This window comes from Sinosporangium siamense (genome assembly GCF_016863435.1).
Classification (GTDB): Bacteria; Actinomycetota; Actinomycetes; order Streptosporangiales; family Streptosporangiaceae; genus Sinosporangium; species Sinosporangium siamense.
This window is the reverse complement of record NZ_BOOW01000007.1, coordinates 312,662-334,608: the sequence shown is the minus strand read 5'-3', so window position 1 is coordinate 334,608 and position 21,947 is coordinate 312,662. Positions and strand designations below refer to the sequence as shown.

At 69.3% G+C, this 21,947-nt stretch carries 16 protein-coding genes; 9 read left to right on the top strand and 7 right to left on the bottom strand.

Annotated elements, in window-relative coordinates; translation table 11 throughout:
- Window positions 1-375: 375 nt before the first annotated feature.
- The gene (locus tag Ssi02_RS06340; RefSeq protein ID WP_204021995.1) at window positions 376-870 is read left to right on the top strand and encodes an Rv3235 family protein; all 495 of its coding nucleotides are present in this window, start codon (window positions 376-378) and stop codon (window positions 868-870) included.
- Between the two features lie 240 nt (window positions 871-1,110).
- On the opposite strand, the gene secA is transcribed toward Ssi02_RS06340, so the two are convergent.
- Window positions 1,111-3,903 carry a preprotein translocase subunit SecA gene (gene secA / locus Ssi02_RS06335; protein WP_204021992.1) on the bottom strand — a complete coding sequence of 931 codons (2,793 nt, stop codon included), beginning with the start codon at window positions 3,901-3,903 and terminating at the stop codon, window positions 1,111-1,113.
- A gap of 304 nt (window positions 3,904-4,207) precedes the next feature.
- Between secA and Ssi02_RS06330 the strand changes: the two genes are divergently transcribed.
- Window positions 4,208-4,525, top strand: a complete 318-nt coding sequence (locus Ssi02_RS06330) for an HGxxPAAW family protein (protein ID WP_204021990.1) — start codon at window positions 4,208-4,210, stop codon at window positions 4,523-4,525.
- 503 nt (window positions 4,526-5,028) lie between these two features.
- On the top strand, window positions 5,029-6,228 hold the full coding sequence (locus tag Ssi02_RS06325) for a winged helix-turn-helix domain-containing protein (protein WP_204021987.1): 1,200 nt from the start codon (window positions 5,029-5,031) through the stop codon (window positions 6,226-6,228).
- An 882-nt stretch (window positions 6,229-7,110) separates the two neighbouring features.
- Here Ssi02_RS06325 and Ssi02_RS06320 read toward each other — a convergent pair.
- Together Ssi02_RS06320 and hpf are read right to left on the bottom strand one after the other, a co-directional pair.
- A complete protein-coding gene (locus Ssi02_RS06320) occupies window positions 7,111-7,812 on the bottom strand; it encodes a response regulator (protein WP_204021985.1) in 702 nt (233 codons plus the stop codon).
- 94 nt (window positions 7,813-7,906) lie between these two features.
- The gene (gene hpf / locus Ssi02_RS06315; protein WP_204021983.1) at window positions 7,907-8,596 is read right to left on the bottom strand and encodes a ribosome hibernation-promoting factor, HPF/YfiA family; all 690 of its coding nucleotides are present in this window, start codon (window positions 8,594-8,596) and stop codon (window positions 7,907-7,909) included.
- Between the two features lie 786 nt (window positions 8,597-9,382).
- Between hpf and Ssi02_RS06310 the strand changes: the two genes are divergently transcribed.
- Complete coding sequence (locus Ssi02_RS06310; protein ID WP_204021981.1) at window positions 9,383-10,114, top strand: ComF family protein; 732 nt, start codon at window positions 9,383-9,385, stop codon at window positions 10,112-10,114.
- A gap of 274 nt (window positions 10,115-10,388) precedes the next feature.
- Here the strand turns inward: Ssi02_RS06310 and Ssi02_RS06305 are convergent, their stop codons facing one another.
- From Ssi02_RS06305 to mtrA, 3 genes are all read right to left on the bottom strand, one after another.
- Window positions 10,389-12,155, bottom strand: a complete 1,767-nt coding sequence (locus tag Ssi02_RS06305) for an LpqB family beta-propeller domain-containing protein (RefSeq protein ID WP_204021979.1) — start codon at window positions 12,153-12,155, stop codon at window positions 10,389-10,391.
- Window positions 12,145-13,824 (bottom strand): MtrAB system histidine kinase MtrB, encoded by a 1,680-nt coding sequence (gene mtrB, locus Ssi02_RS06300; RefSeq protein WP_239128642.1) that lies wholly within the window; start codon window positions 13,822-13,824, stop codon window positions 12,145-12,147. The genes Ssi02_RS06305 and mtrB overlap by 11 nt, the downstream gene beginning before the upstream one ends.
- A gap of 101 nt (window positions 13,825-13,925) precedes the next feature.
- The gene (gene mtrA / locus Ssi02_RS06295) at window positions 13,926-14,603 is read right to left on the bottom strand and encodes an MtrAB system response regulator MtrA (RefSeq protein ID WP_204021975.1); all 678 of its coding nucleotides are present in this window, start codon (window positions 14,601-14,603) and stop codon (window positions 13,926-13,928) included.
- A 341-nt stretch (window positions 14,604-14,944) separates the two neighbouring features.
- On the opposite strand from mtrA, the gene Ssi02_RS06290 reads away from it, so the two are divergent.
- Genes Ssi02_RS06290 through Ssi02_RS06270 form a run of 5 tightly spaced genes read left to right on the top strand, consistent with a single transcriptional unit; the run spans window position 14,945 to window position 20,504 of the window.
- Window positions 14,945-16,312: a DUF7847 domain-containing protein gene (locus Ssi02_RS06290; RefSeq protein WP_204021973.1), complete on the top strand. Its 1,368-nt coding sequence runs from the start codon at window positions 14,945-14,947 to the stop codon at window positions 16,310-16,312.
- Window positions 16,309-16,950, top strand: a complete 642-nt coding sequence (locus Ssi02_RS06285) for a DUF4129 domain-containing protein (RefSeq protein ID WP_204021970.1) — start codon at window positions 16,309-16,311, stop codon at window positions 16,948-16,950. Before Ssi02_RS06290 ends, Ssi02_RS06285 begins: the two co-directional genes overlap by 4 nt.
- Complete coding sequence (locus tag Ssi02_RS06280) at window positions 16,947-18,125, top strand: DUF4350 domain-containing protein (protein ID WP_204021968.1); 1,179 nt, start codon at window positions 16,947-16,949, stop codon at window positions 18,123-18,125. The genes Ssi02_RS06285 and Ssi02_RS06280 overlap by 4 nt, the downstream gene beginning before the upstream one ends.
- A complete protein-coding gene (locus Ssi02_RS06275) occupies window positions 18,122-19,099 on the top strand; it encodes an AAA family ATPase (RefSeq protein ID WP_204021966.1) in 978 nt (325 codons plus the stop codon). Before Ssi02_RS06280 ends, Ssi02_RS06275 begins: the two co-directional genes overlap by 4 nt.
- A 28-nt stretch (window positions 19,100-19,127) precedes the next feature.
- Window positions 19,128-20,504, top strand: a complete 1,377-nt coding sequence (locus tag Ssi02_RS06270) for a DUF58 domain-containing protein (protein ID WP_204021964.1) — start codon at window positions 19,128-19,130, stop codon at window positions 20,502-20,504.
- 242 nt (window positions 20,505-20,746) lie between these two features.
- On the opposite strand, the gene Ssi02_RS06265 is transcribed toward Ssi02_RS06270, so the two are convergent.
- Complete coding sequence (locus Ssi02_RS06265) at window positions 20,747-21,742, bottom strand: stage II sporulation protein M (protein WP_204021962.1); 996 nt, start codon at window positions 21,740-21,742, stop codon at window positions 20,747-20,749.
- Window positions 21,743-21,947 lie beyond the last annotated feature (205 nt).

Below are 21,947 nucleotides of genomic sequence, written 5' to 3'. Positions count from 1 at the left end.
CCCTATCGCCGGACGACACCGGTTCATACGGCACAGCCGTACCCTCCGCCTGACTCCGCTCAGCCAGGTCCTTGTTGCCGGGGCGCCCACCGAGGCCGCTGAACCGGCACCGCCGCCCGTCCCGCCTGGCTCCTTGCCTGACGGCGCCGGCTTGTACGGCACTGCCGTATAAGCCGTTTGCCCACGTCGGTGTTGCCGGGGTGCCCACCGGGGCCGTCGAGCCGCCACGGCTCCGTCTCGGTCGTCATCAGGGTGCGCTTAACGGCGGTCTCGGCGTCGTCGGATTCTGCGGATTGTGGCACCGCTCATGTATCCACGGGTCCCTCTCCGGACTCCATCAACGGTGACGTCGTTCCCCACCGTCATGGAGGTCTCATGTCGCGACGCCCCTCCCGGCCGCTCCCCAAGCCCACCGTCGCCCGTGCCCGGCAGGTGGACCCGCCCTTCGAGGATCCTCCGTACCAGTGGACCCCCTACGCCGAAGGCGGCGAGGACTTGACTGGGGCGCCGTCGAGTCCTCGCCGGAACGGCGGAGAGGCCCTGGAGTGCCAACCGGACGGCGGGCTGCCGAGTATGTGCCGTCTGCATGGCTTCGGTCTGGCGGTGGCCGAGGTGCTCGCCCAGCGACGGCCACCCCGCACGCTGGCGAACCGGATGACCGAGCGGGCTTATGCGGAGATGCTCAGACTCGGAGCGATCCTGGACCCCCACCAGGCACCTGCGACGGGCACTCCACGCGTGCAACACCCCCGGCAAGGAGTGATCGAGATATGCCTCACCATCGTGAGCGGCGACCGCGCCCACGCACTGGCGATGCGCCTCGAACGAGAAGGCACCCGCTGGGTCTGCGTCACACTGGAGTGCCACTGAGACCGGCACCCACCGGTGTCCGACACCCGGTGGACGGCGCCTCATACATCGGCGTGCCCCACGAGCCCGCCCAAGAGGGTTTCCGTGCCGCCGGGACCGCGCATCAGGTGCACCGGATTCACGGCGCGAGCGCGCTGTGCCGTATCCGAAAGTGGGACCGGGCCCCACCGGACAGCCGAGCAACGGGCGAGGGTCCGGGTGGTGGCCCGGGTCCTCGCCCGTGGACGGCTCGACTCCGGGTCAGACCGTGGTGTTCTTCGGGTCGCCGTGGCAGCGCTTGTATTTCTTGCCGGAGCCGCAGGGGCAGGGGGCGTTGCGCTCGACGTTGCCGTAGGCGGCGCGCTCCTCGGCCGTGGTGCGCACGCGGGTGTGCTCGACCTCGCCGGTCTCGCCGGGTGCGGTGTATTCGAGCTCGGTGGGGCGCTGCGGGCCGCGCAGGCCGCGGGCGATGATCGAGCGGGTCTCGGTGATCGCGGTGTCCTCGGCCTCTTCGACGATCGGGTTGGCCTGGACCTCGACCTCGAGGTTGAACAGGTAGCCGACCGACTCCTCCTTGATGCCGTCGAGCATCGCGGCGAACATGTCGAAGCCTTCGCGCTGGTATTCGATCAGGGGGTCGCGCTGCGCCATCGCGCGCAGGCCGATGCCCTCCTGGAGGTAGTCCATCTCGTAGAGGTGCTCACGCCACTTGCGGTCGAGCACCGAGAGCACGACCCGGCGCTCCAGCTCGCGCATGGTCTCAGAGCCGAGCTCCTCCTCGCGCTTGGCGTAGGCGGCCATCGCGTCGGCCTTGATCTTGGACTCCAGCAGCTCGGCGGTCAGCTCCTCGCGGCTGCCCGCCTCCTCGACGATCTCGTCGATGGTGTGAGAGATGGGGTAGAGCTGCCCGAACGCCTTCCAGAGCTTCTCGAGGTCCCACTCCTCGGAGAAGCCCTCCGCCGTGGCGCCCTTCACATAGTCGTTGACGACGTCGTTGATGAACCCCGTGATCTGCTCGTGCAGGTCGGCGCCCTCGAGGACGCGGTGGCGCTCGGCGTAGATCACCTTGCGCTGGCGGTTCATGACCTCGTCGTATTTGAGGACGTTCTTGCGGATCTCAAAGTTTTGCTGCTCGACCTGGTGCTGGGCACTCGCGATCGCCTTAGAGACGATGCCCGACTCGATCGGCACGTCGTCCGGGATGTTGAGGCGAGTCATGATCATCTCAACGCGGGCGGCGTTGAACAGGCGCATGAGGTCGTCTTCGAGTGAGAGGTAGAAGCGCGACTCGCCCGGGTCGCCCTGACGGCCGGAACGGCCGCGGAGCTGGTTGTCGATGCGGCGCGACTCGTGGCGCTCGGTGCCGAGGACGTAGAGCCCGCCGAGCTCGGTGACCTCGTCGTGCTCGGCCTTCACGGCCTCCTTGGCCTTCTCCAGCGCCTCGGGCCAGGCCTTGTCGTATTCCTCGGGGGTCTCGGTCGGGTCGAGGCCGCGCTGGCGCAGCTCGACGTCGGCGCGGAACTCGGAGTTGCCGCCGAGCATGATGTCGGTGCCTCGACCGGCCATGTTGGTGGCGACCGTGACGGCGTGCTTGCGGCCCGCCTCGGCGATGATCGACGCCTCACGCGCGTGGTTCTTCGCGTTGAGCACCTCGTGCGTCACGCCTTGACGCTTGAGCGCCTTGGACAGCCGCTCGGACTTGGCCACCGAGGTCGTGCCGACGAGCACGGGCTGGCCCCGCTCGTAGCGCTCCTTGATGTCGTCGACGACGGCGTTGAACTTGGCGTCCTCGGTCTTGTAGACCACGTCGGCCTGGTCCTTGCGGACCATCGGCCGGTTGGTCGGGATCGGCACGACACCGAGCTTGTAGGTCTGGTGGAACTCGTTGGCCTCGGTGGCCGCGGTGCCGGTCATGCCCGCGAGCTTGCCGTAGAGGCGGAAGTAGTTCTGCAGCGTGATCGTGGCGAGCGTCTGGTTCTCGTCCTTGATCTTGACGCTCTCCTTGGCCTCGATGGCCTGGTGCATGCCCTCGTTGTAGCGGCGGCCGTGGAGCACACGCCCGGTGAACTCGTCGACGATCAGGACTTCGCCGTCGACGACGATGTAGTCTTTGTCCTTCTTGTAGAGCTCTTTGGCCTTGAGGGCGTTGTTGAGGAAGCCCACGAGGTGGGTGTGCTCAGGCTTGTAGAGGTTGTCGATGCCGAGCCAGTCCTCGACCTTCTCGACGCCTGACTCAAGGATGCCGACCGTGCGCTTCTTCTCGTCGACGACGTAGTCGCCGGTGCTCTCCTGGCCGTCCTTGCCCTCGGTGCCCTTGCGAAGCCTTGGGACCACTTTGGCAAACTCTTGATACCACTTGCCGGACTGCTCGCCCGGGCCCGAGATGATCAGCGGGGTCCGCGCCTCGTCGATCAGAATCGAGTCGACCTCGTCGACGATCGCGAAATTGTGTCCCCGCTGCACGCACTCGTCCATGGACCACGCCATGTTGTCGCGCAGATAGTCGAAGCCGAACTCGTTGTTCGTGCCATAGGTGATGTCCGCGTTGTATGCCTTGCGACGCTCATCAGCCGGCATGTTGGCGAGGATCACCCCGACCTCAAGCCCAAGGAAGCGGTGCACACGGCCCATCGTGTCGGAGTCGCGCTTGGCGAGATAGTCGTTGACCGTGACCACGTGGACGCCCTTGCCGCCGATGGCGTTGAGATAGGCGGGCAGGGTGCAGGTCAGCGTCTTGCCCTCACCGGTGCGCATCTCGGCGATGTTGCCCATGTGGAGGTTGGCGCCGCCCATGATCTGCACGTCGAAGTGGCGCTGGCCCAGCACCCGCCTGGCCGCCTCACGCACAGTCGCGAAAGCCTCGGGAAGCAGATCGTCAAGAGACTCACCATCGGCGTGGCGTTGACGGAGCTGCGCGGTCATCTCCCGCAACTCGTCGTCGTCCATCTCGCGGAACGAGTCCTCAATCGAGTTGACCTGGTCGGAGATCCGCTTCAGCTTACGCAGGATCTTGCCTTCGCCGGCGCGAAGGATCTTGTCAAGAATAGCTGGCACTGGTGTAAAGCTCCTCGCAGGTCTACCGCATCGGGCGGGCCGGTGCAGAGGGTCGAAGACATACTTCCCCGCTGTCATCGTAGGCGGTTCCACCACCCGACACAGCCACCGTTAAGAACGCTGTCGCGCCCCCTGTTAGTTCCCCCTGGTGACTCCGCCGCAGAGCCCCACGTCACTTTGCCCGGATTACTCCTAGAGGTGACGTCAGTGAGTACGGCACGCACCTGAGGGTATGCCGATATATACCCCGCGCCACCGCTTCATTGCCAACACGGCGCGGGAGTGAACCGGGGGGGAGAAAGTCATGGAAGGGAGCGCCCACCAAGGCAGCCACGCCGGTCGCGCGTCGTCATGGATCTCGGTCGTCCTCATCCTGATCGGCTTCACCCTGGGCGGTGTCGCCCTCACGATCGGCCCCAACTGGACCATGATCTGGGTGGGCGTCGGCCTCATGGCCCTCGGCGGGGTGCTGGCGCTGGCCTTCGACATCTTCTCCGACGTGATCGTGGACGCCCCCCGCGTCCTCCCCGACGCCGAACACACCACACCGTTCCGGGGCCGCCGCCGCTCTCTCGGAGCCTCCGGCAAGTCCATCGAACCGCCGGACAAGCCGGAAGGCTGACGACCCGACGGGCTAACGGCTGGCGGGGATGGGGACGGCATCGGCGCCGTCTTGGACCACATCCTCCTTCAGGGGGCACCCTCGAGCGAAACGCCGTCCTTTCCTGGCACGTCCGCCTTCAGGGGGTGCCGCTCCCACGTGATTCGCGGACACGCCCCGCGCCCTTCCCACCGTCGAACACACCCCCTCCCCTGCCACCGCCGTGCTCAGCGAGCCGGAGGACCGGCCTGCCGCCGCAAACGGGATCCGCCACGACTTGAACCACGGCCACGCTTCAAGTGGCACTGCTCCCTTCATGAACTCAGGCGGCGCTCCTCCCCTCATGGACTCAGGCGGCACCCCTCCTCTCACGTGCGGTTCACAGTGGGCGGGGATCACCGGCGTAAGGGTTTTGTCGGTGACGCCGGTTAGGGTCTCGGCATGGTTTCGTGTTGCCGCGCCTCCGGGGGGCTCGTCCGCCCCGGCTTCGCCGTACAAGATCGTGCCGGGCTGGGTGGCCGGCGATGACCCTTGAGTTGGGCGCCGACCAGGCGCGGAAGGTCGTGTTGAGGGCTCAGGGGTTCCTGGGGGCAGAGGGGCGCAAGGGCGGGCCGGGCGAGATGTTGCGGCGGCTCGGCGCGGTGCAGCTCGACACGATCTCGGTGCTCGCCCGGTCGCATGAACTCATCGCCTACGCCAGGCTCGGGGCCGTCGGGCGGGAGACGGTCGAGCGGGCCTACTGGCACAACCCTCCCAACGCCTTCGAATACTGGTGTCATGCGGCGTGCATCCTGCCGATCGAGCACTGGCCGCATTTCGAGTTCCGGCGGCGGGGGTTCCGGGCGCGGAAATTCCGGTGGCACGAGGTGCCGGAGTCGGTGGACAAGGTGCTGGAGCGGGTGCGGGCCGAGGGGCCCGTCACCACGACCGACCTCGGCGGCGCCAAGAACGGCGGGCCGTGGTGGGACTGGTCCGACGTGAAGATCGCGGTCGAGTGGCTGCTCGACATCGGCGAGGTCGTCTGCACGCGGCGGGTCGGCTGGCGGCGAGTATACGACCTGGCCGAGAGGGTGGTGCCGGGCGAGCTGTTCGGCAGGGAGACGAGCGACGCGGAAGGCATCACGCACCTCGCCGGGGCGGCGGGCCGCTCCCTCGGCGTGGCCACACGCGCCGACCTGATCGACTTCCTCCGGCTGCAGGGCCCCCACGCCGCTCTGCTTGACCAGGCACTGCTCGACGGGTCCACCGGCCTCGTGCCGGTGTATGTTCCCGAGTGGCCCGCGGCGCGCAAAGGCGGCGCCAACGCCTACGCCGACCCGGCCGCCCTCGCGAGCGAGCCCCGGGGGCGGCACCGGACGACGTTGCTTTCGCCGTTCGACTCCCTGGTGTGGGATCGGCCGCGGACCGCCCGGCTGTTCGGCTTCACCCACCGTCTTGAGGCTTACGTTCCCAAGGCCAAGCGGGTGCACGGTTACTTCGCGATGCCCGTGCTGGCCGGAGGGCGCCTCGTCGGCCGCGTCGACCCCGCCCGCGACGGCAACACCCTGATCGCCCGCCAGGTCGGCCTGGAGCCCGGCGTGCCGCGCGCCAAGGCCCTGGAAGGGGTGGCCGAGGCCCTGTGGTTCGCCGCCTCCTGGGTGGGCTGCGACGAGGTCCGAGTCGAGCAGGGCCGCGACCCCGAGGTGGTCCACGACCTGAGGGCGGCCCTGACGGCAGCCGGTTGATCCCCGGTCGGTGGATATATCTGAGTGAAAGCGGAATATCACCGTCTGTGATTCTTGATAAGCGCATTATCGACAGGCCTCGTCGATAGCGAGAGGTGATGCGCTAAATCGGCATATTGCGCGGCCGGGAAGGCGATAGATCTGTATGGTCCCCTGAATAAGATCACCAGTTGATCTTCGCGGTGGATCGCTTGGGGGCGGTCCATCGGATCACGGGTGTCGGCCGACGGGGTGTGTCCGGTCCGGTGCCCTTTCACACGGGGGACACGTTGAGGATTGGGGCGCCCGGCGCTTCCCTCACAATCTGCCGAGGGGACCGTCGCCTTTAGGCGACGAGGGAGTGTCGGTCGCGATCGCCGGTTGTCCGCCGGTCGGCTCAGCGCGCCGATTACATCTCCATCCGGGAACCGCTCAGCAGACCCGACAATCTCCGTGCCCTCGCGCACACGTTGCGGGACAACGCTCACCCCGGGGACGCCGTGCTCTACGTGCCCGCCGGGGCCTGGATGTCGACGCTTTCCTATCCCGGCTCCGTCGCGGGACTCGACACATGGCCCCTGCACGCCGACCGGTTCTTCGGAGCTGCCACCCGATCGCCTCCGTCACGCGGCCACGAAGTTCACCCGTGTCTGGCTGGTGGAGGGGGCGAAGAGCTACGGCAACGCACTGGAGTTGCAAAACGACAGACGATTCCACAGGGCAGCGCACTGGTCATTCGGCAGCAGGCAGTTATCCCTGTATCAAAGAAATGACGCCGGACCGCGGCCTGGAACCGGGGTGGAAAACAACCCCGACAGATGACTTACGCCAAGTCCCGGCCTTGCCTGCGGAAGTGCCCGGACGCCGGGATCTCAGGTGGTGCCGAGATCCCGGCGGCAGGGGTCAGGTGATTTCCAGCATGCGTTCTCGCACCGCGTAGACCACGGCCTCCATCCTGGAGTGGAGCTGGAGCTTGTCCAGGATGTTGCGCACGTGGTTCTTCACGGTGTTCTCGGAGATGAAGAGCTGCTTGGCGATCTCGCGGTTGTTCATGCCCTTGGCGACCAGCCGGAGCACCTCCATCTCGCGGTCGGTCAACCGGGGCACGGGGAGCTGAGGTGGCCGTTCGGCCTCCTTGCGGCTCATGTTCGCGAACTCGGTGATCAGCTTTGCGGCCATCGCGGGATTGATCAACGACTGTCCCTCGTGGACGCCGCGCACGGCGTCCGGCACCTCGTCGATCTGCACGTCCTTGAGCAGATATCCGGTGGCACCCGCCTTGATGGCCTCGAAGAGATCCTCCTCTTCGTCGCTCACCGTAAGCATGATGATTCTAGTGCTGGGGACCGACGCCTTGATCTGCCTGGTCGCGTCGATGCCGCCCTGCCGCGGCATCCGCACGTCCATCAGCACGACGTCCGGCAGGAGGCGATCGGCTAGTTCGACCGCCTCCTGACCGTCGCTCGCCTCGCCGACCACCTCGATGTCCGCCTCCGCGGCCAACGCCAGCTCCAGACTGCGGCGGATCAACGCGTGATCGTCCACGATCAGCACATGGATCGGCTCGCCGCGCCCGGGCACGCGGGCCTCGTCGGATTGCGTCACGCCTCCTCCTCGTGGGGGCCAGAGCCGTTGGACCGCCATGATTACACGGGTTTCACGGTCCTCGGGTGGTCGAGAGGATCTTCAAGCGCCACGGCTAGGGCTCGACGAGCCGCAACACGCCGTAGTTGTATCCACGCCTGCGGTAGACCACGCTCGGCTGTCCGCTCTCCTTGTCGCGGAACAGATAGAAGTCGTGACCCACCAGTTCCATTTCGAGAAGTGCCTGGTCAATGGTGACCGGGTCCGCCTGGTGGAACTTCTCGCGGACGATCAGCGGGCCGTCGCCGTCCATCTCTATGGGGACCAGTGGCTCGTTGAGGTCGATCTCCGAAGGGTGTTCCGCGGCTTTGGGGGCGACCGCAGGAGCGGCCTTTTTTCTGCCGGGCGGGGGCGCCCCGTTCGCGGTGACCGGGGGGAGGGCGTCGTTGTGCGCGAGGGCCGCCGTGAGTTCGGCGACGGACGGCGGGGCGTGGTTTCCGTGATGAACCTTGCGGCGGTCGTTGATCCGCCGGAGTCGTCCTTCCAGCTTTCCGAGAGCGATGTCCAGCGCGGCGAACCGGTCGTCGGCCGAAGCCTCGGCGCGAATGGCCGGGCCGCGAGAGTGAATCGTGAGCTCCACCCGCTCACGATGTTCGCTGATCCGCGCGTTGCGCTCCTTGGAGACTTCGACGTCTACCCGGATCAGCTTGCTGTCCAGCCGTTCGATTTTGGCCAGCTTGGTCGTCACGAGGTCGCGGAAACGGTCACTCACTCCCGTGTGCCGTCCCTTGACGATGATGTCCATGCAACAGCCCCCTTCGCCTCTCGACTGAGCCTTCTCCATCGCCGTTCGCGCCGCGGGTCGACTGACGCGGTTGGCCGGCTCGGCACGCCGTACCGGCGTGTTTCGCTCTGATGGAGACGGCCTTTTTTCGTGGAGCGCCCGGTGTCGAGATCGCCGGGCTTTCGGCGCCTAGCGCGCCGGCTTGTGCGGGAAAGCCGATGGCGACCTCCTTCCAGTCACGCGTGTGTCCGGGTCGTGCCCATCTGGTTCCCTGCCCAACCACCGGCGGGGAAATCCGTAGGACCCATGTTGGGTTTCACACATGATCACCGGGAACTTTTGTGGCACCCGTCCGGCCGACCTGGTCTTCGTCCCCACATCCGCCTGCTGAGGGCCTCGCGGCGCTATCGCCACTAATGCCCTTCTCTCCTGGCGGAGGCCATCTGGACCTCCGGGGAGGCAGGGCTTACCCCTAAGCCGCACCGTGATCGAGCGACAAAAAGTCGTCTTACGTGGACCGTTTAGCCTGCGGCTGGCATCGGCTAGTAGGGCCGGGGCTCCCGGCCCTACGCAACCACGGACCCGAACGGGTGCCATGCTCAGACGCTATCTGGATCCTGCCCGAATGTCAGCCGGGAACCACGCCAAAGGATCACTTTGCGTGATATTCGCCCGCTAGACGGGGGGCCTAGACACAGGACATGCAGTGGATCGACATCAAATGTGATCGATTGCTCACATTTTGCCCTCTCTGCCCCCAGGATCGTGCCCTCCGAAACTGTCGGTGGGGTCTGAGAGAGTCGAGGTGTGTCGGCGGCCTTCCTCGACGTGATCGCGCCTGCCCGGTGTGTGGGCTGCGAGGGGGCGCGCGGTCCGCTCTGCCCGGTCTGTGTGGCCGCGCTGCGCGGAGCGCCCGCTGTCCGCATGCCCGTGCCTTCCCCTTCCGGGTTGCCGAACTGCTGGTCGGCCGCCGACTACACAGGCCCCCTCCGCAAGGCCGTCCTGGCCTGCAAGGAGCGGGGTCTCACCTCGCTCGTGCCCACGCTCGGCGCCGTCCTGGCCTTCGTCATCGCCACAGGTCTCTCGCACTCCCCCGCCCAGCCGGCTCCCGGCCGGTTCACCGTGGTTCCGGTGCCGAGCGACGCCGCGGCCAGGCGGCGGCGGGGGCACGACCCCGTCCGGGCGATCGCGGCGGCAGCCGCGGCGCGGTTGCGGGAGGCGGGCCTGCCCGCGACGTTCGCCGCCCTCCTGGAGCAACCCCGCCGCAGGACAGACCAATCCGGCCTGAGTTCCGCGCAGCGGACAGCAAACCTGTCCCATGCCTTCAGGGTCCGATCTTCGCCCCGCATCCCCCTGAAGCGCCTCTGGGCCCCCTCCAGCGGCACCTCAGCCCCCTTGCGCCCCTCAGGCCCCGTGGTTCTCGTGGACGACATCGTCACCACCGGTGCCACGCTCGCCGAGGCGGCACGCGCCCTCCAGGCGGCAGCCGCACCCGTGCTGTTCGCCGCCACCCTCGCGGCGACCCGCCGCCGACGCTGAGCGCCTCTCCGCAAAACACCGGGACCGACCTCGCTTCCACTTGCCTGGCCCGTGCAGGTGTACGGCTGTCGCCTGGGAGTGGCCGGGTGAAGCACCCTCCCCAAGCCTCCGGAGGCGCTCGCGGTGTGGCGGCAAGGAACCGGGCGACTCACCCGTGCGCATGCGCTCAGGCTTTCGCCTCAGCCGACTCCTCAGGGGCGGTCGACGGCTCACCCGTGCGCATCCGCTCAAACGACCAGGCGGTCCTTGATGTGGCGGCAAGGGACCCGGCGACTCACCCCAAGGGGAAAATCGGGTAAGCCGCCCCCTCCTTGATCACGGTGGTCCACTCCGACCTGGCCGAGTCGAACTTGAGGATCTCCCCCTTCTTCTCGGTTCCCGCGAGCATGCGGTCGCCGAGGGCCGCGATGGTGCGCAGGCGTTCGTCCGACTTCAGAGGTTCCCGGCTCCCGTCCCCCACCGAATACGCGTCGAGCCGCTTGCCGGCCTTGGTCTTGAGGAGGACGAGCAGCGTCGTGGAGTCCTTCCACGCGATGTGGAGCACCTCCTCGCCCTCGTCCTTGACCGCGTCGGTGAGGGTCTGCAGGTGGTCGACCCGCATGTCGCTGCCGCGGCCGACGATGGCGCCGAGGCGGACGTGGACGCCGCCGGCGTCCTCCACGACGGCGGCCACACGCACGCCGTCGCGGGCCACCTGGAAGAACTTGACCTTGGTGTTGAGGAGGCCGGGGGCGGCGACGCGGCGGGGGCGTCCGCCGTCGTGCCGGATGACGTGGGAGGTGGTCTTGCCGACCCGCTCGACGGCCCAAAGGGCGGAGTAGCGGTCCCAGGAGGGGGCGGTGAGGTCGGCCCCGGTGATCCACTGCTGCCAGCGGCCAGACTCGGCGCTCGAGGTGACCCAGATGCCACCCGCGGAGGACTTGGCGGCGACCATGGGCTCGGGGTCGATGGAGAGTGCGGGTTCGGTGTAGGTGGGGCCCTTGTGGCCGGGGCGGAGGGTCTCCTGGCCGGCGGGGCCGGACACGGGGGTGCTGCTGTTGTCGGACCCGAGCATGGTGAGGGCGCCGTTGTGGAGGTAGAAGGCGTCGATGCCGGCGCCGGGGTTCATCAACTGGTCGAAGTTGGCGGACTGGTTGGGCCTGATGCGCATCCCGACCCGCTCGCCGTTGACGCGGAGTTCGATGGTCCAGTCTTTGGCGAGGTCGTGCAGGGTCCACTGGAGCTGGGCGAACAGCGGGTCGTCGCCCTGCACTTCCGCCGACAGGTCGACGACGACGATGTCGCCTTCTGTGGTGACGCTGTTGACTCGCACCCCTTCCGGCAGGTCGCTGATGACGGCGCCCTTGAGCGATCCGCTCGGCCCCTGGAGCAGCCGCTGGATCACACTCTTGACGAAGTCGCCGGTGGGGGTGACGGGCAGCCGCACCTGATCTACGACGAGGCCTTTGCCCATCTGGTCGAGGAAGTACAGGTTGACCGGCCGATAGGCCCGCCGGACGTCGGCCTCGGTGAGCAGCAGCCCGTCGGGGAGGGCGGCGATGCGCCACGTGTTGCCGGCTCTGACCAGGGTGACCGCCCAGTCCGAGGCGCCCTTGGCCGCCCGGTAGCGCCCGTCGTCGTCAATGGTGCCGCGTTTGGCGGTGGTGGCGTGGATCCGGGCCTCCCTGGCCTCCTCCGAGATCGGCGGAGTCTCGAAGTCGGCCTCGGCGACGACACTGACGCCGTTCTCGGGGCGCCATACGCGCGCCGCCTCCGGCGTCAGATATTGCCGGGCCACCGCCCGGTTCTCGTCGTCGTTGCTCGCCATGGCGGCCTGGAAGCCCGCCACCACCTGCTCGGCGCTCCAGTCGTCGCGCGGCGGGGTGGGGATCAGCCGGGTGAAGGGCTGCAGCAGCGGGTCACCCCTGTTGACCTCGCGCACGAGTTCGGGGGTGCCGCCGGTGGGCACGATGGAGCAGGCCGACCCGGCGCAGATGACGGTGGCGACCAGCGCGGCCACCCGCGCCAGCCGTTTCAGGTCACCGGAACGCTCAGTCAGCATGCAAACCCCCATTGAGCCCGGCGTCCCCCAACGCCGGTGACAACACGGGCGTCATGTGCCCGCGCCAGGTGCGCCGCATCTCGATCTCCGGCGGCACGAGCGGCAGCGGCGACCCCCGCAGCTCGGTGCCGGCGACGCGCGGCAGTGAGAGCCTGAACTGCGACCCTTCTCCGGGTGCGCCCCACGCCTGGAGCCACCCGCCGTGGAGTATCGCGTCCTCACGGGAGATCGCGAGGCCGAGCCCGGTGCCGCCGATGGTGCGGGCGCGTGAGGGGTCGGCCCGCCAGAAGCGGTCGAAGACCATCGCCTCCTCGCCCGGCTTGAGTCCCACTCCGTGGTCGCGTACGGCTACCGCCACCGCGTCCCGGTCCGCCCCGACGCTGACCACGACATCCTTGCCCTCGCCGTGCTCGATGGCGTTGAACAGCAGGTTGCGCAGGATGCGTTCGACCCGGCGGCTGTCCATCTCGGCCATGCACGGCTCGCCGGGCAGGCGCAGGTCGAAGCGGGTCGAGTGGCGTTCGGCGAGGGCCTCGGAGTCGGCGACGGCGCGCAGGACGACGTCGCGGACGTCGACCGGGTCGACGTCGAGTGTGGCCGCCCCCGCGTCGTATCTGCTGATCTCCAGCAGGTCGGTGAGCATCGACTCGAACCGTTCGAGCTGGTTCTGCATCAGTTCTGCGGCCCTGGCGATGACCGGGTCGAAGTCCTCGCGGTTGTCGTAGAGGAGGTCGGCTGCCATGCGCACGGTGGTCAGCGGGGTGCGCAGCTCGTGGGACACGTCCGAGACGAACTGCCGCTGGACCTGGGACAGCTCCTCAAGCTGGTGGATCTTCAGCGCCAGTTTGGCCGCCATCTCGTTGAACTGCGTGGCCAGGCGGGCGAGGTCGTCCTCGCCTCTGACCTTCAGCCGCTCGTCGAGGCGACCGGCCGCGAGCCGTTCCGCGGCCTGGCGGGCCAGCCGTACCGGGGTCACGACCTGGCGGGTCACCACCGAGGCGATGGCGGCGAGCAGCAGGACGAGCCCGACGCCCACCACCACGAGCATCTGCCGCACCGAGGAAAGCATCTGCTCTTCCTCGGTCAGCGGGAACAGATGGTAGAGCTCGTAGGAGGTGAGGGCGTTCTGGCCTTGCACGCGGACACCGATGGCCCAGCCCGGCACAGGGGTTTGGGAGCCTTTGAAGAAGATCCGCACATTGTGTCGATGGGTGACGTTGAGGTCGGACTTCTGGACGCTTTCCCGCAGAGCGTTGGGAATGCTGCGCGGGTCGATGTTGAACGTCGCCCGATACTCACCTGGCTGATCTAAATTGCGGATGATCGCCGAATAGCGATTGGGGTGCCCCGCCCGGTCGGCCAGAGCCTGGATCGCGCGGTCGATCGGTGCGTCGCTGGGGCTCTTGGCGCGGTCGGCGCCACCCGCGGGCTGCTTGGGCGGCTCGTCGATCGACTGGTTGAGATATCCGCCGACGAGCACCCTGTTCGCAGTGGTCTCGGCGACGGCGGCGGCCGATCGCCCCTCGACGACCGAGGTCATCATGTGCTGCATCAGGAACATCCCGAGCACGACGACCACGGTCACCGAGATCACCAGGGTGCTCGCGACCACCTGCAACTGCAGGGAACGCCGCCAGACACGGCGTACCCGGCCTCCGGCACGCCGCATCCGCCGACGGACACCACGAACGATTTGACGAAATGTCCGGCGTGGCGGACGTTTCCGCGCCCCGGAGGCCTGACCCATGGCGGCAGGGTGCTCTCAGGCGCTCAGGCCGGGCCGGCCTTGTAGCCCACACCCCGGACGGTCACCACGATCTCGGGGTGCTCGGGGTCTTTCTCGATCTTCGCCCGGAGGCGCTGCACGTGCACGTTCACCAGCCTGGTGTCGGCGGCGTGGCGATAGCCCCAGACCTGCTCCAGGAGCACCTCCCGGGTGAACACCTGACGGGGTTTGCGGGCGAGGGCGACCAGAAGGTCGAACTCGAGCGGGGTGAGGTTGATCGTCTCCTCGCCGCGCTTCACCGAGTGCCCTGCCACATCGATCGTGATGTCGCCGATCTGCAAGATCTCGGGCGTCGGCTCGTCGGTACGGCGAAGCCTCGCACGCACACGCGCCACGAGCTCCTTGGGCTTGAACGGCTTGACGATGTAGTCGTCGGCCCCGGACTCAAGTCCGAGCACGATGTCTATCGTGTCGCTCTTGGCGGTGAGCATGACGATCGGCACACCCGACTCGGCCCGGATGCGCCGGCACACGTCGATGCCGTCGGCGCCGGGGAGCATCAGGTCAAGCAACACCAGGTCAGGCCGGGTGTCGCGGAACGCGTCGAGCGCCTTGTCGCCGTCTGAGACGAAGGAAGGTTCGAAGCCCTCTCCCCGCAACACGATGCCGAGCATCTCGGCGAGAGCGGCGTCGTCGTCGACGACCAGCACGCGTCCTTTCATGGCCCCTCATTCGTTCTTCGCGTTGTGGGAGATTCTCGGGTGAACAGCACGGTTGCTGAAGGCTACCTGTGTCCAGCGACCAGGTGATACTCGACACATTGGCCGGTCCACCAAACGCCAAATTTTAGGCGCATTTATTGGAACGTGCGAAGTTCAGCCCCCAAAGATGGTTGTCGCCGGCTCCCGGGGCCCAGCCTGGACAACGGGCGATAGCGGACACCCCTCAGTTTGCGGTAAACAGCACACTCGTGGCCATCCCTTACGCCGATCTGCACACAGAGACGCTCAAGTCGGCCACATGATCGCAGCAAAGAGTCACCTCACCATGCCAGGATTGGGATATGTCAGACGGTCACGGTTCCACTCCCGAGCCAACTCCCGGCTGGGCACCGCAGCAGCCTCCGCCGTATGGCGGCCAAGGCCCGTCGCCGTGGACCGCACCCGGCTCACCTCAGTCGAACAGCCCCCAAGGACCGCCCACCCCGCCGCAGCAGCCCGCCCACCCCGGACACCCCGGACCGGCCACGGGCGACACAGGCGGGGCTCAGCCGTACCCCACCAGCCCCAACCCCTACCAGCTCCCCGGTTCCCCTCAGCAGCAGCCGTATCCCCCGCAGTCCTACGGTCAGCAGCCCTACGGACAACAACCGTACGGACAGCAGCAGTACGCCCGGCAGCCCTATGGCTACGGCCAGGCGCCCGAGGCGCCGCGCCCCGGGATCATCCCCCTGCGCCCCCTCGGCCTCGGTGACATCTACGACGGAGCGATCAAGCTCATCCGCTCCAACCCCAAGGTGGTGCTCGGCTTTTCCGCCGCCCTCGCCGCCCTCGCGACACTGCCGATCGCGGTCACCCAGGCCACTAGCGCCGACGTCCTGAACGACCCGGCCTCGGTGTCGCAGGGCGCCCTGCTGGACACGCTCAGCGACTACCTGATCGGCACCGGGCTGTCCCTGGTGATCAACTTCTTCGCGGTGACGATCCTCGGCGGGGTTCTCACCCGGATCCTCGGCCGGGCCGTCTTCGGCGGGAGCATCACTCTCGGCGAGGCGTGGAAGCTGACGGTGGGGCGCCTGCCGTCGTTGCTCCTGCTCGCCTTGGTCACCGGCCTCGCCGTCTTCATCCCTCCGATCGCCCTGCTCCTCGTGCTCAGCGTCGCCGTGGTGGCCGCGGGAATCGGTCCGGCGGCGTTCCTCGGCCTCATGTTCCTGTGGCTCCTGATCGCCATCCCCTACACGCTGTTCCTCCAGACCAGGTTCGCCCTCGCGGCGCCCGCCGTCGTCCTTGAGGGGCGCTCCGCCTTCGACGCGATCGGCCGTTCCTGGAACCTGGTGACCGGGGGATTCTGGCCGATCCTCGGCATCACCGTGCTCACCTCCGTGCTGGTCACCATTCTCGGCCTGATCATCCAGCTTCCCTTCTCGCTGCTCGGCGACCTCGTCGCACCGGAGGGTTCCTCGGGGTCCCTGGCCCTCTACGCCCTCCTCATCGCGATCGGCGGCACCGTCGCCTCAATGATCGTTTATCCGTTCCAGGCGGGCGTCTCCGGTCTGCTCTACGCCGACCGCCGCATGCGCGCCGAGGCCTTCGACCTCGTCCTGCGGACCGCCGCCATCGAGCAGCAGCGCCAGGGCTGGGTGCACCCCTCCGTCGACAACCTCTGGCACCCGTCCAACAGCGCGGCTCAAAGGCCCCCGGGAGCGCCGTGACCCCTGTCGACGTCGAGCGGGGCGAAGCCCGGCGCGAGGCCGTGCAGGAGCTGCTCAAGCCGCAATACCAGGCGGAGTCGCTGCCCTCGCGGGTGATGCGCTACTTGCAGCAGTTCCTGGACGAACTCCTCGGGTCGGCCATGGGCGGGGTCACCGGCGGCATCGTCGCCGCGGTGATCCTCGTGGTCATCCTCTCCGCGCTCGTCGGGCTGCTCGTCTGGTGGGCCCGGCGCGCCAGCCCCGGCGGGCCCGCCCCGGCGTCCTACGAGCTTTTCGGCGCACCCGCCCGCTCGGCCGCCGACCATCGCGCCGCCGCCGAGCTCCACGCCGCCGAGAGCCGCTGGAGCGAGGCGATCCAGGAGCGGCTACGCGCCGTCGCCCGCGACCTCGAGGAGCGGGCGATCATCGATCCGACGCCGGGGCGCACGGCGGGCGAACTCGCCGCCGACGGGGGTCGTGCCCTCCCGCCGCTCGCGGCGGACCTCGCAGACGCCGCCCGCCTCTTCAACGAGGTCACCTACGGCGAGATCCCCGGCACAAGCGCGGCCTACGGCCGCCTGGCCGACCTCGACGACCGCGTCCGGCAGGCCAAGCCCGCCCTCGCCGGGGCCGGCCCCGCCGCCGGAGGTCCCCGGTGACCACGACCAGCGCGCCGCCCGGCGCCGGCTCGACCTCGGTCTCCCCCACCGCCCGCGGACTGTGGCGGTCGGGGCGCGGCGTCCTGCTCATCGTGGGGCTGATCGTCGCCGGTGCCGTGACCAGCGTGCTGCTCTCGGGCGGCAGCACGCAGGGCCGCCATCTGGACCCGGCCGACACCTCGTTGTCCGGCTCCCACGCGCTCGCCCGGCTCCTCGTGAACAAGGGGGTCACCGTCCACCGCGTGGACGACGTCCGGCAGGCCGCGCAGTACGCCGGGGCCGACTCGCAACTGCTGGTCACCTCGGCGTCCTCCCTCTTCGCCGACGACGTCGACACCCTGGCCGGGCTTCCCGGCGACCGGCTGATCGTCGGGCCCGTGCCGTACGTCCAACGGCTCGCGCCCGGGATCGTCCCGGAGGGGACCGCAAGCCACTTCACCCGCTCACGCGACCCCGAGTGCGCCTTGCGGGCGGCGACCCGGGCGGGCAGCGCTCACATGGGCGGATCGGCCTTCACCGGTCCTTCCGGCGCCACCCGCTGCTACCCGTCGGACGGCAAGCCGACGTTGATCAGCGTGACGGCCGGGGGGCGTACGGTCACCGCGGTCGGCAGCGGCGAGTTCATGACCAACCGGCACCTCGCCGAGGACGGCAACGCGGCCCTCGCGATGAACCTCGCCGGCGCCAAACCCACCCTCATCTGGATCGTCGCCCCGAAGACGCCGCGCACCCTGGCGGGCCCCGACGGCAGGAGCATCCAGGACATGATCCCCTCCGGGGTGAAATGGGGGGTGCTGCAGCTGATCGTGGTCGTGCTGCTGGTGGCGTTCTGGCGGGGGCGCAGGCTCGGTCCCGTCGTCGCCGAGAGACTGCCCGTGGTCGTGCGCGCCGCCGAGACCGTCGAAGGCCGCGGCCGCCTCTACCGGGCCCGCCGCGCCAGGGCCCGCGCCGCCGAGGCGCTGCGCGCGGGCACGCTGAACCGGCTGGTCCCCCGCCTGGGCCTTTCTCCGGGAACCGGAAGCGAAGCCGTCGTGCCGGCCGTCTCGGCGCGCACCGGGCGCGACACGCTGGAGGTGGGGGCCGTGCTGTACGGCGCGGCACCCGCCGACGACGCCGGGCTGAGTGCCCTGGCCGAACACTTGGACCGTCTGGAAAGGCAGGTTAAGGACTCGTGAGCACACCCGACCCGGTGGACACGCGCGTGGGGGACGCGGCGAGAGACGCGCTCGGCGCGCTCCGCGCGGAGGTGGCCAAGGCGGTCGTCGGCCAGGACGCCGTCGTCACCGGCCTGGTGATCGCACTGCTCTGCCGGGGCCACGTGCTGCTCGAAGGCGTGCCCGGCGTGGCCAAGACGCTACTCGTGCGCACACTTTCGTCGGCGTTGTCCCTCGACTTCAAGCGCGTCCAGTTCACCCCCGACCTGATGCCCGGCGACGTCACGGGTTCGCTGGTCTACGACGCCAAGACGGCGGAGTTCGAGTTCCACAAGGGGCCGGTCTTCACCAACCTGCTGCTCGCCGACGAGATCAACCGAACGCCCCCCAAGACGCAGGCCGCCCTCCTGGAGGCGATGGAGGAGCGCCAGGTCAGCGTGGAGGGGGCGGCAAGAGCGCTGCCCGACCCGTTCGTGGTGGCGGCGACGCAGAACCCCGTCGAGTACGAGGGCACCTACCAGCTCCCCGAGGCGCAACTCGACCGGTTCCTCCTCAAGCTGACCGTGCCGCTGCCGCCGCGCGAGCACGAGATCATGGTGCTGGAGCGCCACGCCCTCGGTTTCGACCCGCGCGATTTGTCCCACATCAAGCCCGTGGCCACCGCCGAGGACCTCGCAGAGGGCCGGGCCGCCGCCGCCCGTGTGCACGTGTCGCCCGAAGTGCTCGGCTACATCGTGGACATCGCCCGCGCCACCCGGCAGTCGCCGTCGCTGAGCCTCGGCGTCTCCCCCCGCGGGGCCACCGCTCTGCTCGCCGCCTCCCGGGCCTGGGCCTGGTTGTCCGGCCGTGCCTACCTCACCCCCGACGACGTCAAGTCCCTCGCCAAACCGACGCTGCGCCACCGTGTGCAGCTCCGCCCCGAGGCCGAGCTCGAAGGCGCCACAGCCGACGGCCTGCTCGACGGCATCCTCGCCACCGTCCCGGTGCCCCGGTGAATTCGACGCGGCCGGCTGGAGGCGCATCGTGGCGTTGACGGGGCGGGCCGGGCTGCTCGCGCTGCTCGGGGTCGTGGTCGTGCTCATCGCGCCGCGCCCCGGCCTCGCCGTACTCGGCGTCGGCCTGGTCGTCGCGGCGCTCGTCGCGGCCGACCTGGCCCTCGCGGGCAGTGTGCGGGGGCTGCGGTTCCAGCGGGCGGGCGACACACTGGTGCGGCTCGGGCAGCAGGCCGAGGTCGAGCTGATCGTGGAGAACCCGGGTGGCCGGCGTGTCCGCGGGCTGCTGCGCGACGCGTGGCCGCCGTCGGCGGACAACACGCCCCGGCGGCACCGGCTCGACGTGCCCGCCGGCGAACGCCGCCGCCTGGTCACCGCCCTGCGGCCGCGGCGGCGGGGGGACAGCCGGGCGGTGACCGTCACCGTGCGCGCCTTCGGCCCGCTCGGGCTGGCCGCGCGGCAGGGCTCGCATCGTGTGCCGTGGACCGTGCGGGTGCTTCCGCCGTTCCTCAGCCGCAAGCACCTGCCCGCCCGCCTCGCCCAACTGCGCGAACTCGACGGCAGGCATCCCGCTCTGGTGCGGGGGCAGGGCACCGAGTTCGACTCGCTGCGGGAATACGTCGCGGGTGACGATGTGCGCTCGATCGACTGGCGGGCCACGGCGCGCCGGGGCGACGTCGTCGTGCGCACCTGGCGGCCCGAGCGCGACCGGCGGGTGCTCATCGTGCTCGACACCGGCCGCACCTCCGCCGGGCGTGTCGGCGAGGCCCCCGTGCCCCTGGCCGGGGCGGTCGCCCCCCGTTCCCAGTACGCCGATCCTGCTGATGTCGCGTTGCCCGAAGCCGGATGGCCGCGGCTCGACTGGTCGATGGACGCCGCACTCCTGCTCGCCGCCCTGGCCGCCCGCGCCGGGGACCGGGTCGACTTCCTCGCCTACGACCGCGCGGTGCGGGCGTGGGTGCCGGGCGCGAGCCGTACCGAACTGCTGTCCACCATGGTCAACGCCATGGCGCCGGTGGAGGCCGAGCTCGTCGAGTCCGACTCGGCGGGGATGGTCGCCGAGATCCTCGCCAAGGCCAGACGGCGCTGCCTCGTCGTGCTGCTCACCGACCTCAATCCGGCGGCGCTCGACGAAGGACTGCTGCCACTCCTCCCCCGGCTCTCGTCGCGGCACCTCGTCCTCCTGGCCGCCGTCGCCGACCCCCGGGTCGCCGCCATGGCCGCCGGGCGCGGCAGCCCCGAACTCGTCTACGACGCCGCAGCCGCCGAGCACACTCTGGGCGAACGCCACAAACTCACCGCGCGCCTCCGCCGCCAGGGCGTGGAGGTCGTCGACGCCCTCCCGGACGACATCGCCCCGGCACTCGCCGACACCTATCTCGCCCTCAAGGCCTCAGGCCGCCTCTAAGCACCCCGTACGGCGAAGCCGAGCCTTAGCCGGAGCCGTGCCTCACCCCGGGCTCGTACGGCACATCCGGGTCTCCTTACGGCGGAGCGTGGCGGAGGAGCACCACGACGCCGGCGTGCGCCGGCCAGGGCGCCCGGGGGCTTCCACCGCATCTCCACCGGGCTCGTACGGCGAAGCCGAGCCTCACCGGGCTCGTACGGCGAAGCCGGGCCCACCCGGTCCCGTACGGCCCTCGCCGTCTCTCAGCCTGTCGTGGGGGCGAGGTCCGGAGCGCGTTCGATGTCGCCCGTCTCGCCGGCCCGCGCGGCGCGGCGGCCGAAGACGAGGACATAGGCCAGGAACAGCGCCTCGGCGAGCACCCCGATGGCGATGCGCGCCCAGGTGGGGAGGGGGGACGGGGTGACGAGGGCCTCGATGAGGCCGGAGATGAACAGGACGATCACCAGGCCGAGGGCGACGCTCACCACGGCGCGGCCCTGTTCGGCGAGGACCTCGCCGCGGCGGCGGGCGCCGGGGGCGATCGCGGTCCAGCCGAGGCGCATGCCTACGGCGGCGGCGAGGAAGATGGCGGTGAGTTCGAGCAGGCCGTGCGGGAGGATCAGGCCGAAGAAGACGTCGAGTTTGCCGCGCGAGCCCATGAGGCCGCCTGCGGCCCCGACGTTGAGGGCGTTCTGCCAGAGCACCCAGGGGATGGGTATGCCGAGCAGGATGGAGTAGGCGATCACCTGGAGGGAGATCCAGGCGTTGTTCGTCCACACCTGTCCGGCGAAGGACGCGGCGGGGTTCTCCGAGTAGTAGTCGGCGAAGTCGTGCTCCACCATCTGCTTGATCTCCTCGGGGGAGGCGATCGTCGCCTGCACCTCGGGGTTGACCGCCACCCACCAGCCGACGATCACGGAGACGACCACGAAGGCCGCCGTGGTGCCGAGCCACCACCAGCGGGCCCGGTAGACGACCACCGGCAGCGAGACCTGGAAGAACCTGACGAACTCCCGCCAGGCGGGCGTGTGCGCGCCCGTCACCGCCGAACGTGCCCGCGCCACGAGAGCCGAGAGGCGCCCCACGAGCACGGGGTCGGCGTCGCCTGACCTGGCGATGGACAGGTGGGTCGCGACCCTCTGGTAGAGATCGACGAGTTCGTCCACCTGTGCGCCGTCCAGCGAGCGCCGGTTCTTGATCAGCTCTTCCAGCCGGTCCCAGGCGGGGCTGTGCGCGGTCACGAAGGCGTCGATATCCACATCGTGAGCCTATTGGCTTCCCCACCTCGCGGCACCTCGGCCCTGGTGAGGCCGCGGCGGAGCCCCGCGCCTCGTGATTTTTGAAGTTCTTCCTAAACGCATCGCGGTTCCGCGCCCTTTTACCCGATGCGAAATCGGAAACGGTCCGCAGCCTGGCGGAGCTCTCCCCCGAGATGCTCGCGACCATCGCCCGCTGCTCTCCCCC

Bases quoted from the DNA above. Each gene is read 5' to 3' on its own strand.
- Ssi02_RS06330 (WP_204021990.1), top strand. From the start codon at position 4,208: ATGGAAGGGAGCGCCCACCAAGGCAGCCACGCCGGTCGCGCGTCGTCA.
- mtrB (WP_239128642.1), bottom strand. From the start codon at position 13,824: ATGCGGCGTGCCGGAGGCCGGGTACGCCGTGTCTGGCGGCGTTCCCTG.
- Ssi02_RS06305 (WP_204021979.1), bottom strand. From the start codon at position 12,155: ATGCTGACTGAGCGTTCCGGTGACCTGAAACGGCTGGCGCGGGTGGCC.
- Ssi02_RS06340 (WP_204021995.1), top strand. From the start codon at position 376: ATGTCGCGACGCCCCTCCCGGCCGCTCCCCAAGCCCACCGTCGCCCGT.
- mtrA (WP_204021975.1), bottom strand. From the start codon at position 14,603: ATGAAAGGACGCGTGCTGGTCGTCGACGACGACGCCGCTCTCGCCGAG.
- Ssi02_RS06290 (WP_204021973.1), top strand. From the start codon at position 14,945: ATGTCAGACGGTCACGGTTCCACTCCCGAGCCAACTCCCGGCTGGGCA.
- Ssi02_RS06325 (WP_204021987.1), top strand. From the start codon at position 5,029: ATGACCCTTGAGTTGGGCGCCGACCAGGCGCGGAAGGTCGTGTTGAGG.
- hpf (WP_204021983.1), bottom strand. From the start codon at position 8,596: ATGGACATCATCGTCAAGGGACGGCACACGGGAGTGAGTGACCGTTTC.